The organism is Photorhabdus sp. HUG-39 (assembly GCF_963878365.1).
GTDB lineage: Bacteria > Pseudomonadota > Gammaproteobacteria > Enterobacterales > Enterobacteriaceae > Photorhabdus > Photorhabdus kayaii.
The window spans coordinates 17,964-30,788 of sequence record NZ_CAWNWY010000023.1 but is presented as its reverse complement, the minus strand read 5'-3'; the positions used below and the strand labels follow the sequence as shown (position 1 = coordinate 30,788).

Sequence of the window (12,825 nt, the reverse complement as noted above, 5' to 3'; positions counted from 1 at the left end):
TTCGCTGTCCTATTATTGTGTTAAGTTAATTTTCGCACCTTTAATATCGACGCCGGACTTTCCAGTGGCTGACAGGGATTTTTCAGCCTGTAGGTTAATTTCCTGAGCTTTGGTGATAATATTCTTCGCTGAATTTATCGTAATATCTTTATCCTGTTGCAGTGATAACGCATGTTTTCCGCTATTAAGGGCGGCGATTTTATCTTGATGATTGAACACTAATGCTTGTTGATTATCCCCTTGTTTAATGATCAGGGTTTTTATTGGATTTTTTTCACTGGGTTCTATTGGTGTTTTATTTTTCGGGTTGTGCATAGCGCCTAATATCACCGGGAAGCGGGGATCGCATTCAAAGAAACCGATAATCACCTCATCCCCCGGTTCCGGGTAGAAACAGAACCCGCTTTCATGACTGGCATAAGGTTTACCCAGTCGGGCAAAAAGTACGCTGTTGGTTAAGTTTAACGCCGGTATCCTGACCGGAATTCTGTCCAGTGACTGCTTGTCTTGTTGGTATTTTTCCACAATCCCCACATGTAGTTCTTTAACCTGCGGAACAGGCGGTTCTGTTTCCGGCAACAGGCCCAGAGTTAACCGGGTGCGCCAGCCTTGCCGCTGATTGATGGTCTGACTGACGCCGGTGATAACGCTTTTACCATCCATTGCCTGACCAAAGCCGCTTAACGTCAGAACATCCCCCGGTTGATAGCGGCTATTCCCTGCAACTTCAACATTGCCGGAGACGTTATGACTGCGTAGGTTATTCATCATGCCTTGAGCAAGGTATTTGGCTTGTTCATTATCTTGCGGATAGCTAAAAACCCATTGCCATGTCTGATCAGTTAAGGTTGCCAGACTGTCTGGCGCGAGTTGACCACTGCCAAGCCGACTGTTTTTTGCCTGAGTGGCTTGAGACAGTTTTTGTTGTGCGATATCCCAGGATTGTACGCTCACCGTTTTGGGGCTGTGCCGGTTATCCCATTGCAGATCTGCCTCAAACAGCACAGTGTCTTGATCGCTGGCACGTTGTTTAATGGTGTGCATGGTTGATTGATTAAGTGATTCTGGCGTCGTCAGCGTGACCGTCTCGTTACCGGGTAATAACCAGATATTGGTAGCGGCCAGCCGGTTTTTTAAGAATTTCCAGTCATGGCAGCGAAACTGGACCATCTGCTCATGTTCAGTTTTAAGCTGAGGTGCCTGTTTTATCGTGACCGGTATACCCGCCTGACTGAATAGTTTTCTGATAATGGCTTCGTCACTTTGTTGGCTGAATAGCTGTGAATGGAAATTGTCAGTGAGTTTTTGCAGTGGATGTTTCGCTATTAGGGTAACCAGACTGTCCTGACCTTTGAACTTAAGCGCTTGCCGAACAATGATCCCCTTAAACAACACGGTTTTTTGCAGTTGCACGATCAGTTCTTGATTGGGCCGACAGCTTGTGAGTTCAGCTTGCGCTTTGGTGGCAAAAATCGCGTTGGCGTCACCGGCTACGCTAAGCGTGATATTGGCTGTGGGGATACCGTTGATTTGGTGGTTTACGGTCAGACTAATGACAGAAAATTGGCTGAGTGTTTTTCCCGCTATTTTAACCTCTATCACCGGTATCTTCATGCGTCCCCCTGTGCCTGTAGCGTTTGCCCGGGGGTGAAATCATCAAGATTATCCAGATTGTTTTGCCAGGCGAGGGTGAGGTAATCAATGCCGCCTGCCAGAGAAGCCCCGGCGCCTAAGGCGATTAACGGCAGAGAGAGCATATCGGTCACGCTGACTGCGGTGATCGGCGGTGATTTTAACTGCTGTTCAGTGGCTTGAATAACAAAGCTTTCATCCGCGATCAGCGATAAAGTCGCGCTGGCTCGCAGCGGAGTGGCGTCCCGATCAAACAGGGTGTAATTGATGGTGAGATCACTGGCCCGGCAAGCGAAATAACCTTTGTTTTCCCAACGCATTTTGCCCCATTTGATTTTGAGGAAGTGGGGCACGTTGGTGCTGGCATCCACCGTACACAGGGCTTTCAGGGTTGCGAGTTGGGTTTCTACCGGGATAGTGTTGCCCGGCATAGTGGCGTCAAATAGCAGGACTAACGTCAAACCGGCGGGTTGTGATAGTACATAGCGGCTGCTTTGGCTGGTATTGTTAACGCTTGCATCCTGTTGGTAGCGGGTTTGATAATCGAGCTGAATCCCATCAGGGTTATACATCGCCTGTAAGCTGCCTACGGAGATTTTCCCCTCCCGGTCTTTAAAGGCGGTCAGGGTGAGTTTGGACAGGCTGCGTTCAATTAAGCTCATGATAGCCTCCTGTTTCACGCAACGCCTCTAACACTTCCCGTTTGACTATCTCGATCAGGCGGGCGTTATCCAGCGTCTCTTGGGCTAATGACGGCGGCGTGATGGGATTACGCTCGGGATCAGTGACTTTGGCCTGAATAATCAGCTGCTTAATTTCGACGGTCATATTTTCACTCCTAACCAGCGCATATCTTGATAACGCAACTCAAGTGAATTCACCAAAACGGCGTTGCTATTGGCGTCAAAGTCGCCGGTGGACCAGCGCACCGGTAGCGCGTTGCTTAATGTCCAACTTGCCACGGGTAATGAATTTTCATTCAGTAACATAATCACGACATCGGCATAGACCGCTTTTTCGCCACGCAGGACACGATCAAACACCAATGTGAGGGGGGTCACTGTCATCACGCCACGCTCTAACATCAGACTGCCATGTTGGATTTTTTCGGCCAGCCAGGTATTTCTGGCGTTTTCCCCGCCCTGGCTGTGTTGGCTAGTTTGCAACTCACGGCTCAGGCCCGATATCCGTTGAAAGGCGATATCCAGCGGGCTGGGAATGTTGTTAAAAAGAAAACTGGCGATAAAACGGTGCGACACTGCCGGGGTGTAGAGGTTGTTCATATTTTGCCTCTGTTTAACTTTTGCCTCTGTTTAACTTAGCGGGTGATACCGATATAGGTATCGAATGTCAGGTTTAGCTCAATAAATTCTGCTGGAATTAAGACCGCAAGGCTGATTTTGATGATCATTTTTCCGGCCTGTATATCGGCTTCACTCATTGATTCACCCACACCCAATAACACCTTGAACGCTTGATCTTCTTGGGTTCCTCGTAGCCCGCCGTTTAACCATAACTGGCGCAGCCAGTTATAGGCTTGCCCTTTAAACTTCATCCAGGTGATGGCGTTATTGGGTTCAAAAACGAAAGCCCGGCCGAGTTGAGTCATATGGGTTTCGATATAAGAAACCAGACGACGGATCTGGATATAACGCCAGAGGGAACCGGGGGTGTTGTCCAAAGTTCGGCATCCCCAGATCCTGATGCCTTTGCCGGGAAAACTGCGGACCAGATTCAACGAGGCGCCATCCGGGTTAAAGAATGCATTCGCTTCAATATAAGCGCGTACCGGGCTAATCACTTTGGCTAACGCGATGTTGGCCGGAGCGGTCCATACGCCTTGTTGATTATCGTTGCGCTGGATGACGGCAGCCACTGCGGCGGTCGGTGAAAGTACGATAGGATTTTGCGCATTATCCTGATAGGCGCTTTTTAGTCGCGGCCAGTATACGGCACCCCATTGTTGATCTGCGGAAGAAAACTGTTTTAAACATTCAGCGGCTAATGTGGGGTTGTCCGGGGCATCCAATAACCCGATGATACCGCGTCGGCTCTTGCAAAGATTGAGTACCGATTGCCAAAATTGTAACCAGAGATCTCTTTGAGTATAGGAAATATCTGTCTGATTAAAGCGGATAACATCCGGGGTGATAATCAGGGTAATGTCGTTTTCTGCGGAAATCGTTTGTGTCAGCCACGCTTGTTGCAGAGCGGTGATCAATGACGGAAAATCGCTCAATTGTTTTTCGGTACCCAGTGACAGCACATAAGCTTGTTGACCGCCGTTTTCAAAGAAATGGCGCACGGAATAGTACATTAATCCTGACTCAGGAAATGACCGGGCAAAATCGGCCAGACTGTTAAGTTTGATAGCCGTTTTATTGACCATCGATAAGGTATAACCAATAAAAACCGGTATACCGATAAACGTGTCATCTTGCTTTGGGGATATCAGGTTTTCTGTGACGGTGACGCTCGGCTGTGTTATCTCCATTTATCGTCTCCTTAACGACTGAATAGACGCGGTGTTTAACCGCGTCTCAGTACGATTACTGGAAGTGGCAGTATCTTGGGGATTCGCAACCGGCAGGATATAACAAGGTCCACCGCCATTTTGAAAATAAAGTTTTACCGCATCACTACTTGTTGTGTAGGTACCGACAGCTACAGCGTAATTGTAACCGGAGCTTGTATCACCCGCGTTAAGAGCGATATTGGTTGTAGCAACAACTGTTGTATCGCCCACAACTTTCCCGGAAGGCGGAGTGGGAGGCGGTGGCGTTGGTTTGGTCGATGTGATGGCGATTGACGTAATACAACCGACATTAAACAGATTGGTAAAATCCAGCCAGCTACTAACACGTATCGCTTTTGGTGTTGCGCTGGTTTTTTTAGGCTGGAAGCGGCCAATAAAAACAGGTATTGCGGTGTTCCCGTGGCTGATAGAGAGCGATAGTGACGCATCTTCTTCAATATAAACGCCGGGATAGGTCGTTATTGTCGATCTATTAAGGTGCTTGAATGGTGACTCGATCCGCGACCAGCGCGATTTCTTGAATGGCAATATCATTGCTGGTGGCGTCAAAAGAAGGGGAGGTGAATGACGTTGGGAAGGCATTTGTCACATTCCAGGTCATTAGAATTTCGGTGCCGGCTTCGTTGGTCAGGCTAATGGCGATATCTTTTTTCTCAACTTGATTAAGTTGAATAGAATTAATCCAGTCAAAAAGCTTAGTGTCGCCGGAGAAGACTCCTTTACGCAGGGTAATATTGATCGATTGACGTTGGCCCGGCATTTTATAGTAATTACCGGTACCATCTTTATATTCGATGACGTCATGAGAAATATCGAGCCCGGAAACGTTGTTAAAAGGGATCTTCTCATCACCAATAGAGACAACAAACCGATAAGCAGGAATGGGATAGTCAACAGTAATTTGTTCTGGAGTTATAGCCATGATTTTTTCCTTGATTGTTTACATTTGAAATATAAGGAAAACGTCTATTATTTTGTTTTCCTTAGTACCTAACGATTGGGTATAGCTACCGCAACAACCTGATTTAGAGAGGTTATTTTTTATATAAAATAATTTAAAGCCTATTTCTCTTCATTACAAAAAGGCCAAGTAAAATAGCCTCAATGTGCTAGGTAGTTATTTGACGATTATTTAAATCACCTCTCGTGAAACGAAATAATTATAGATACGGAATTTCCAAGTGCGATTATCAATTAATAATAATAAAGATTGTTAATTGATATAGCAGGTTTTGATAATTTTATGCATCAGCATATCTTGATTGATTTCTATAAACAGGGAAATAAAAACGCCCGTAACTTTAATCTGGATTAATACTTCAAATCCATAGGGTATATCACTATTTCATTTTGGTACAATTGACGCTATGTAACGTCATGGCAGTTCCGGCAAAGCAAAGGCAACAGCCATGAGCTTATTGTTGGGAGCCGGTGGATTATCCAAAAGGTCCAGTACATATAAACTGTCTTTCTCTGTCAGTTCAAGCCGTTCGTTCTCATCGATAATCTTCCGCGCTGCCGAGACGACGTTGCGGATCACAAATTCGGTCAGATTGGTGTGTTGTATGGCTGCTGCACGCATCAACAGTGATTTTTCTTCAGAGGCAATACGCAACGATATACGGTCATTGGTTTCTACTGGGATTTGAGGCATGATTGAAGTTCTCCATTTTGTACGCATTAAAATAGTACATTAGATGTGGGTATATAACATCAGTACACTTTCAAAGTGTACATGATGAGTGTCAAATACAAATGTTTTTAGCACAACTGCGACGGCTATTGATCAGACTCCGCATATTCCAGGTGAATGTCACGTCTGGCAGACTATAACAACCGTTTTTTGAGTGAATTGATAACCTCAATACTATTACCGTCTTTACCAGGTGAAACGATAGCATCCTCCGATAATACTTTGACGTTCACCTTGCCGTTATCATTAGCCAGTAGTGCATAGCTATAGCCGACTCGAATAACCGGTCTTCCCGGCTTGATTTCATCGTAGTTAAAAACACTGACATTTTCTGCGGTATTATCAATCACAACCGCCTGTTTTCCCATATAGGTAATAACGCTCTGATCATACTCTGCAAAAATATTCACTAAATCGTTATTTTGTTGGTTAACCGCAATCGGTTTGCCATCCGATAAAAGGGCTTTGTGACTCTGACCGGTAGTAACAACGCCATCTTGGCCGGTTTTCCATTCATCATCACCCGGTTTTTGGCCCGTATGATAGGCAAAGAAATAATTATCCTTCACGGCATACACCATAGTACAACCGCTTAATGCCCCGGACGTGACAATGACCGGATACCCAGGCCGAATATCTCGCAAGGCAATTTTTATTCCCACAGTTCCCGATGCGCCATTGACCACATTAATGCCGGTAATATTGCGGCCTAATCTATTTTTTCCCCAATGCTTTCCTATTGTTCCTGACCCCGATTCTGAAGAGGTTACTTGGTCACCACGAAATCCCATAATAACATCATGAAAAGGATTCTCCTGACCAGAGTCACTATTTTCCCAAGGTCTCGCCTGAGTAAACTGCTGATGGCTGTCATAACGATGCGCTATCACCGGTATGTCGATTGGGACATTATCGCTACCCACTAATAATCCCTTGTTCTTTAGCGGGGAAATATGCCCTTTATTAAGTTTGCTGTCTTCGGTAGAGTGTTTGAACATTGATAAGTCCTCTATACCCGTCATCTTTCAAGTTGCCTCTTTGTTGGCTGCACTCGCTCACTCCGGTCACATAGTTACCTATGCTCCCGGGGATTCACTCCCTTGCCGTCGCGATGCATCTTGAAATCCATAGGGTATAATTAATTAAATTTGCTACGTTTAAGATTTATCTGAAAATAATTATTCAGATGATCTGATGCTATGAGTTTGAAATCCATAGGGTATATGTATTTAATCATAAATTTGAAGAGTAGGTATTTAATTGAGATCTATTTTCAGATTTGTCTTATTTTTACCACCAATAATACCCAGAGACTTTCATATCTTTGGAGGTAAAGGTGTTTGCTTCAATTGAGGGCTTATTGAATGGCAACCAACTAGATTTAGTTTTTATATTTATGATATTAGGGGCTGCGGCTATTTTCTGATAGTGAAGTTGCCATTGATTTTCCTCTGGGTTAAATTTTAAGAATGCAAAACCATAGGTATTTTCCATAACTTTGTCATCAGCTTCGTGATATCCATAATCGCGGAATTCCATTGCCGTAATCATACCCATCCCGTGATCAATATTTTGATTATTATATTCAACGTCTTCTTGACCACCTTGTACGTGCCGAACCCGGAGAGTATCTTTATTCATTTTATCGACCACAAATGAACATCCACTGAAATTTGGGGTAAATACATATTGTGGATGGCGACTGAGATTGGGTTGTACCGGGATATCAACATATCCTCCTTGTGGTGCCCAATAAGCTGAAATAGACATCTCTTTATCCGGCATTTCTTCTTGATAGGTATCGACAATTTTTAATGCGTTGAATGGCAGAGTTTCATCCGATGGTTTAATTTGTAGTGCCTTGAACACCAGATCTCCGCCTCCTTCTTTGTTATTTAAAATATCTTTTACTCCTTCTGACATTTTTATTTTTTGCGGATTAATTAAATCGGTAATAATCGGTTGTGAAGTCAGTGCGCTTTCACTTAATATATCAGACATTGCTATGGAATTGGCGCTATATTGTTTTTGTTTCGCGGGGGATGGAATAAAAGGTTGTGCGCCTTTTATATTTCGTTCATTCCCTGTTCTTAATTTTTTCTTTAACGGTAAATCTAATCCTAATCCCAATGTGCAACTATTCATATTATATTGGTTAGAATGTGTCGAATATTTTTTCGATCTGTTTCCTGAATGGTTAACTTTTTCACTATATTTGCTGTTTGGCATATTATTACCTGTTAGTTTTTGGTGAGGGATTTATTTTATTATCATATGATTGAATGGAAATAAAATTAAATACCAATTAATTTTTCAGAATTTTCTTTGGAGATAATAATACCGACGCCATTTATTTCAATAACAGTACTCTGGCTATTTTGCCATTTTGAAAGAATATCTTTTATTTGTGGTAAATAATTTGAATAGGTAATGCCTGAAACAGCAAGTGTTATATTTTTGTTTTCCTGACTTTCATTATTGACTGTAGCGAATTCAGTAATCAGATTAACTTTAGCCAAAGCAAGACGAGCATCTTCTGTACCACCTAAATCGGCACATAATTTATCTACCAGAGCTTGGTTGATTTGTGAATTATTTAGGTTGGGTTTTTGATCTACAGAAGCGGAAATGTGGTTAATTGGTGTAATATTGTCTTTAATATTTTGCAGTTTCATCGGTACGGTAATGGAATACATTAGAGATAGGCGAGGGCGATTACCGAGAGCTTGCCAGAAATTACCCAAGCTATTTAAATTCTCCTGTTGGGGAATAATTCGAGTATAGGCACCGGGAATGCCGGTTAATTGACGGTTGTTAATTAATGCATTTAGAACACGAGTCATCACTTGCGCCGCTTGATTATTGGGTTGGCTATCCGGGTTTGAACTGTCGCTTGATGGTTTACTGGCATCCCAGTAAGTAATTAAATAGTTACAATTGATATTGACCCAACCCGGTAATAATGTGCTGGTCATTGGGTTATAACGTCTTGGTTCGGCAGAACGTAATTGTAAATCTTCATTGATGTCATAAAGAAATACACTGACCGTCGGTTCCGATTGAATAGAATTAATTTCGGGTAGATCAAAGCGGATATCAATTTTATTGCCATTGATATTTAGATACTGGGATAAAACAGTATTTAATACATTATTTACTTCAATAATCGCATTGTCAGAAGCAATTAGGGTTGTCATGTTTATTCCAATTTTGTTAAATGTTTAAAAAACCAATCGGCCAGTTTTATTGAGTTCGAGTGTAACGGCTCGATTTATATGTTTATTTTCGATCTGTTCACAGTGGTCATTTTTCGCTAACATTGATGCTAATAGCGCAATATTTCTGATATTAGCCCCGGTTAAATCAGCTCGTTTAGCCAAATGGGTAAAATCAATGGTATCGGATAATTTAATTTTTTCCGGCCAAATGACTTGCCACATTTTTTTACGTAATGTTTCATCAGGATAAGCAAAACGGGTAATAAAGGTAAAACGGCGATTAAAGGCGCTGTCTAAATGGCTACGATTATTGGTGGCTAAAATCACTAATCCCGGATAATTTTCCAATCGCTGTAATAAGTAAGAAACTTCAATATTAGCATGTCGGTCTTGAGCATCTTTGGTTTCACTGCGTTTGCCAAATAGCGCATCCGCTTCATCGAAAAATAGCACGCCGGAATCTGCTTCGGCCAGATCGAAAATACGGGAGATATTTTTTTCCGTTTCACCGATATATTTATTCACCACGGTAGAGAGATCCACTTTAATCAAATCAACGCCAAGATGCCCGGCAATCACTTCGGCGGCCATGGTTTTGCCGGTACCTGATTCTCCATAAAATAGTGTGCTAATACCGGTGCCATAACCGATTTTTTCCTGAAATCCGGTAGCCAGAATTTGGTCGCGGTAATGAATGGCGGCAATAATCTCTTTTAATTGTTGCGCTAATGTGTCTGAAATGACTAAATCATTAAAGCTGCGTTTGGGGGTTATTCGTTGCGCTAATTTACCGAAATTCTGTTGAGCACGGAAACTTAATGCTTTACGCAGATCGATTTCTTCCAATTGGCCTTCCGGTTGTCGGAGTATTTGGTATTGATTCGCTTCTTTAAGGATTTGCGGTAATGTTTCTGCGGTAAATGAAAAACGTTGGCATAATTGAGTAATATTTATTTTCTGGGCGATATTATCCGATAAATTGGCTTCCAGCATGGTTTTTTTATCTGCCAGAGTCAGGGCTGGCATATTAATTTGCACTACTGGTAAGTGTTTAATCCACACTAATGAATCTTGTGGTTCTACCAGACAAACCACGCGTAATTTGGGTTGATTCAATAAAGTGGAGAATTCGCTATGCAATATTTTCTTTTCATCTTTGAGCAAAGAAAAGTTGCGAATTAATAAACAGCCATCATGTAATCGTGCTTCCCGTACTGCATCTATCAGCGAGTTAGGGTTATTTTCCTCCGGCAGTTGAGCTAAGTCTAGAGTTAATGTACTGATATCATGAAATGCCATAATATTGCTTACCGCTAATTCTCTGGCGCTATCTTGTTTTCCTCTGAGTATGACTAGCGGGCGTAGTTCATCGGTTTTATTTAATAATATCTTTTCAAGTGAAGAGTAAAGGGATTGTGGATACCAACAGTGTGAGGCAGGAGAATGCCAATAAGCACAAGTTGTCAGGGGGGGTAAAATAACCCGTTGGCCTGATAAGAAATGCCAGACAGCACTGTGAGTTAGAAATTGAGTTTGTAACCAAATAGACTCTTCGTGGTTATTAAGCCGTAATAGTTGATGACTGATTAACAGTGTTTGCGGTAGAAAGCTATTTTGTTGTAATTGCCGATCACTTTGGCGTTGGCTAAATAATTCAATGGCTAAGTTAAAGCTAGGCCACTGCTTTTTACTATTACCGTGCAGAGCAGCAAATAATGCATGATACCGGCTATCAAAATGGGGTAATAAACCTAACAATAAAGCATCTTGTTCAAATTCAGTGAGATCAAAACGTTCAACTAATTGTGATAATGCATTGGGGTTTTCGTCGATTTCAGGGGAATTAATAATATCATCCTGTTTGGTGACCCAATGGGGAATGCCTTGTGGTTTTGCCAGACGTTGCTTTAATTCATTTTCGGTAAGGAGAAAACTCTCCGGTAAATAATCGTATTTTTCTCTATTTTGGTAATAGTAATATTGTAACCGCAGATCAATACGTTCCAGATGGGGATAAATCCAGCGTAATTCTGTTGCCATGTAATGGTTGTTTTTAAGTAGAGAATTCATATAAACCTGTTAAATATTTTGCCAGTCGATTAATAAAGAGCGATCCAGCCAGGGAAGTTTGGCGATATTTAATGGCCACGGCCATTCAGTCAGCAATGCATCAAATGGCTGTTGCTGGATGGTGATTTTAATTTCTTGCTCATTTGCTAATAATTCACCCGGTCGTTGTAAGAATAATTGGCGGACATCATTGCCGCTTAATTTTTTCCAGCCGGGAAGTTGAGCAATAATGGTATCCAGCCATTGCGAGGTGATTAATTGTTTTTCTGGTTCAAGCAAGATTGATTCACTGTTTTCATCAGCCATTAATCCACATAGAACGTTATTGAGTCTATTACGTTCTATCGATGTTTCTTCGGTTTCCCAAATCAGATAATCAAGGAAATTAGCAGCATGGTATTGGGCTTGACGATGGATAAACTTTTTCCCCTCAAGTAGACCAAGTTGATTAAACAACGCGGGTAGCATCGGCCAGAGAATTAATATTCCGGCATTACTGATTTGATATGGAACGGTTTTTTCTGGTAATAAAACCGATTCAGATTGTGGCTTGTTGATAGTTTGAAGTTGATTGCGGCTATTGCTTGTAATATGTGTATTATCTGATGTTGATAGTATTTTCTGATCTTCGGTCATGACCTTCTGATTTACCAGAGATTGATGTTGCTGAACGTCTGAAAAATTAACATTATTCGTGGCTGATTTTTTACCGGGTGTATTTTTATCTATGCGGCTTGGCATAAAGCATTCCAATAGATATTGGTATTCCTCAACCGACAGATGTTTTTGGCAAAGCTGTGAAACAGAAATGGTTTGCCAGAGTTGTTTTAGCCAACTATTTAATGGCGTGTTTTGGCTCATAGCTTGGCGAAATAGCTTAATAATAGGATCGGTATTAAGTACGCCGTTATTAAGTTCAGTGATAATACGTGAAATGATTTTAGCATCGGGTTTAGGTATTTCCTGAATATTATGCCGCTGTAGATATTCCAAAGCGTTGAGTATCAGTTGTGCGGAGGAGGCAAGCTCCTCCTGATGTTGTGGTTTGTTTACTTTTTCGGATAATCTACGGTTAATGGCAATGAATAAAGCGGGTTGTTTGATAGCCAAAAGTCGTTGTATACCGTGTTCAGATAGACAGCTTTTTGCCAGTAGCAATATCCATTTGTTCTCTATCTGTGTTAATTGGTGAATGAGTTTATTAATATGAATGTCTTTATTATGTGTTATTGTCTCTAGTGTATTTGGTTGGGAATCTTTTTGATATAAAAAATGAATGAAATTCTCCGCATCAATTAAATAATTATCGCAGAATGCGGAAGAATTATCGGTAAATTTATTAAATGTTGGTTTATTCAGTAGAGTTTCTTCCTGATGGTTGTTTATCTGATATTGGTTAAGTGCTTTATTCAGCTCAACCTTGAGGCGAGCAGGGAATAATGAATTAAAGTCATGGAAACTTATTTCACCAAGGTCCAGAGTTAATTTCTCTAAAGAGATATCCTGATAAATGTTATATTCATCAAAGTATGAATTAAGTAATTGATTTATATTGGCCTGATTAAGCACGGAGCCATGCAATACTTTTTTAGCTAGCTGTTGATTATTAGCTGAAATAGTAATGGTAATCCGGTTTAACAGATTTGGCTCCGAAGTCATATTAATATATCCTTGGT

The 12,825-nt window shown here is 41.7% G+C and carries 12 protein-coding genes and 1 pseudogene; all 13 read right to left on the bottom strand.

Annotation, left to right across the window (positions count from 1 at the left end):
* Positions 1 to 12: 12 nt before the first annotated feature.
* Entirely contained in the window at positions 13 to 1,614 is a 1,602-nt protein-coding gene (locus tag AAC155_RS15200) for a phage baseplate assembly protein V (protein WP_113043167.1), read from the bottom strand.
* Positions 1,611 to 2,294, bottom strand: a complete 684-nt coding sequence (locus AAC155_RS15195; protein WP_046975698.1) for a CIS tube protein — start codon at positions 2,292 to 2,294, stop codon at positions 1,611 to 1,613. The genes AAC155_RS15200 and AAC155_RS15195 overlap by 4 nt, the downstream gene beginning before the upstream one ends.
* Positions 2,281 to 2,460, bottom strand: coding sequence for a DUF5908 family protein (locus AAC155_RS15190; RefSeq protein WP_113043166.1), 180 nt, complete (start codon positions 2,458 to 2,460; stop codon positions 2,281 to 2,283). The genes AAC155_RS15195 and AAC155_RS15190 overlap by 14 nt, the downstream gene beginning before the upstream one ends.
* Positions 2,457 to 2,915, bottom strand: a complete 459-nt coding sequence (locus tag AAC155_RS15185) for a phage tail protein (protein WP_046975700.1) — start codon at positions 2,913 to 2,915, stop codon at positions 2,457 to 2,459. The genes AAC155_RS15190 and AAC155_RS15185 overlap by 4 nt, the downstream gene beginning before the upstream one ends.
* Before the next feature lie 35 nt (positions 2,916 to 2,950).
* Complete coding sequence (locus AAC155_RS15180; protein ID WP_113043165.1) at positions 2,951 to 4,126, bottom strand: phage tail sheath family protein; 1,176 nt, start codon at positions 4,124 to 4,126, stop codon at positions 2,951 to 2,953.
* Positions 4,127 to 4,189: 63 nt separating this feature from the next.
* Positions 4,190 to 4,666 (bottom strand): annotated as a pseudogene (locus AAC155_RS15175) (phage tail sheath family protein); the annotation flags it as partial.
* Positions 4,641 to 5,090 (bottom strand): phage tail protein, encoded by a 450-nt coding sequence (locus AAC155_RS15170; protein ID WP_113043164.1) that lies wholly within the window; start codon positions 5,088 to 5,090, stop codon positions 4,641 to 4,643. The gene AAC155_RS15170 and the pseudogene AAC155_RS15175, both read right to left, overlap by 26 nt.
* Before the next feature lie 453 nt (positions 5,091 to 5,543).
* Positions 5,544 to 5,822: a type II toxin-antitoxin system TacA family antitoxin gene (locus tag AAC155_RS15165; RefSeq protein ID WP_113043163.1), complete on the bottom strand. Its 279-nt coding sequence runs from the start codon at positions 5,820 to 5,822 to the stop codon at positions 5,544 to 5,546.
* A 173-nt stretch (positions 5,823 to 5,995) separates the two neighbouring features.
* A complete protein-coding gene (locus tag AAC155_RS15160) occupies positions 5,996 to 6,859 on the bottom strand; it encodes a cytotoxic necrotizing factor Rho-activating domain-containing protein (protein ID WP_158536579.1) in 864 nt (287 codons plus the stop codon).
* 292 nt (positions 6,860 to 7,151) lie between these two features.
* Complete coding sequence (locus AAC155_RS15155) at positions 7,152 to 8,090, bottom strand: hypothetical protein (protein WP_113043161.1); 939 nt, start codon at positions 8,088 to 8,090, stop codon at positions 7,152 to 7,154.
* Between the two features lie 65 nt (positions 8,091 to 8,155).
* Entirely contained in the window at positions 8,156 to 9,058 is a 903-nt protein-coding gene (locus AAC155_RS15150) for a DUF4255 domain-containing protein (RefSeq protein ID WP_113043160.1), read from the bottom strand.
* Between the two features lie 24 nt (positions 9,059 to 9,082).
* Positions 9,083 to 11,149: an ATP-binding protein gene (locus AAC155_RS15145; protein WP_113043159.1), complete on the bottom strand. Its 2,067-nt coding sequence runs from the start codon at positions 11,147 to 11,149 to the stop codon at positions 9,083 to 9,085.
* A 9-nt stretch (positions 11,150 to 11,158) separates the two neighbouring features.
* Positions 11,159 to 12,808 (bottom strand): contractile injection system tape measure protein, encoded by a 1,650-nt coding sequence (locus AAC155_RS15140; RefSeq protein WP_113043158.1) that lies wholly within the window; start codon positions 12,806 to 12,808, stop codon positions 11,159 to 11,161.
* Positions 12,809 to 12,825: the final 17 nt, after the last annotated feature.

What these genes read in the sequence shown, in the direction of transcription:
- AAC155_RS15200 (WP_113043167.1), bottom strand. Translation starts at nt 1,614, where the DNA reads ATGAAGATACCGGTGATAGAGGTTAAAATAGCGGGAAAAACACTCAGC.
- AAC155_RS15195 (WP_046975698.1), bottom strand. Translation starts at nt 2,294, where the DNA reads ATGAGCTTAATTGAACGCAGCCTGTCCAAACTCACCCTGACCGCCTTT.
- AAC155_RS15190 (WP_113043166.1), bottom strand. Translation starts at nt 2,460, where the DNA reads ATGACCGTCGAAATTAAGCAGCTGATTATTCAGGCCAAAGTCACTGAT.
- AAC155_RS15185 (WP_046975700.1), bottom strand. Translation starts at nt 2,915, where the DNA reads ATGAACAACCTCTACACCCCGGCAGTGTCGCACCGTTTTATCGCCAGT.
- AAC155_RS15180 (WP_113043165.1), bottom strand. Translation starts at nt 4,126, where the DNA reads ATGGAGATAACACAGCCGAGCGTCACCGTCACAGAAAACCTGATATCC.
- AAC155_RS15170 (WP_113043164.1), bottom strand. Translation starts at nt 5,090, where the DNA reads ATGGCTATAACTCCAGAACAAATTACTGTTGACTATCCCATTCCTGCT.
- AAC155_RS15165 (WP_113043163.1), bottom strand. Translation starts at nt 5,822, where the DNA reads ATGCCTCAAATCCCAGTAGAAACCAATGACCGTATATCGTTGCGTATT.
- AAC155_RS15160 (WP_158536579.1), bottom strand. Translation starts at nt 6,859, where the DNA reads ATGTTCAAACACTCTACCGAAGACAGCAAACTTAATAAAGGGCATATT.
- AAC155_RS15155 (WP_113043161.1), bottom strand. Translation starts at nt 8,090, where the DNA reads ATGCCAAACAGCAAATATAGTGAAAAAGTTAACCATTCAGGAAACAGA.
- AAC155_RS15150 (WP_113043160.1), bottom strand. Translation starts at nt 9,058, where the DNA reads ATGACAACCCTAATTGCTTCTGACAATGCGATTATTGAAGTAAATAAT.
- AAC155_RS15145 (WP_113043159.1), bottom strand. Translation starts at nt 11,149, where the DNA reads ATGAATTCTCTACTTAAAAACAACCATTACATGGCAACAGAATTACGC.
- AAC155_RS15140 (WP_113043158.1), bottom strand. Translation starts at nt 12,808, where the DNA reads ATGACTTCGGAGCCAAATCTGTTAAACCGGATTACCATTACTATTTCA.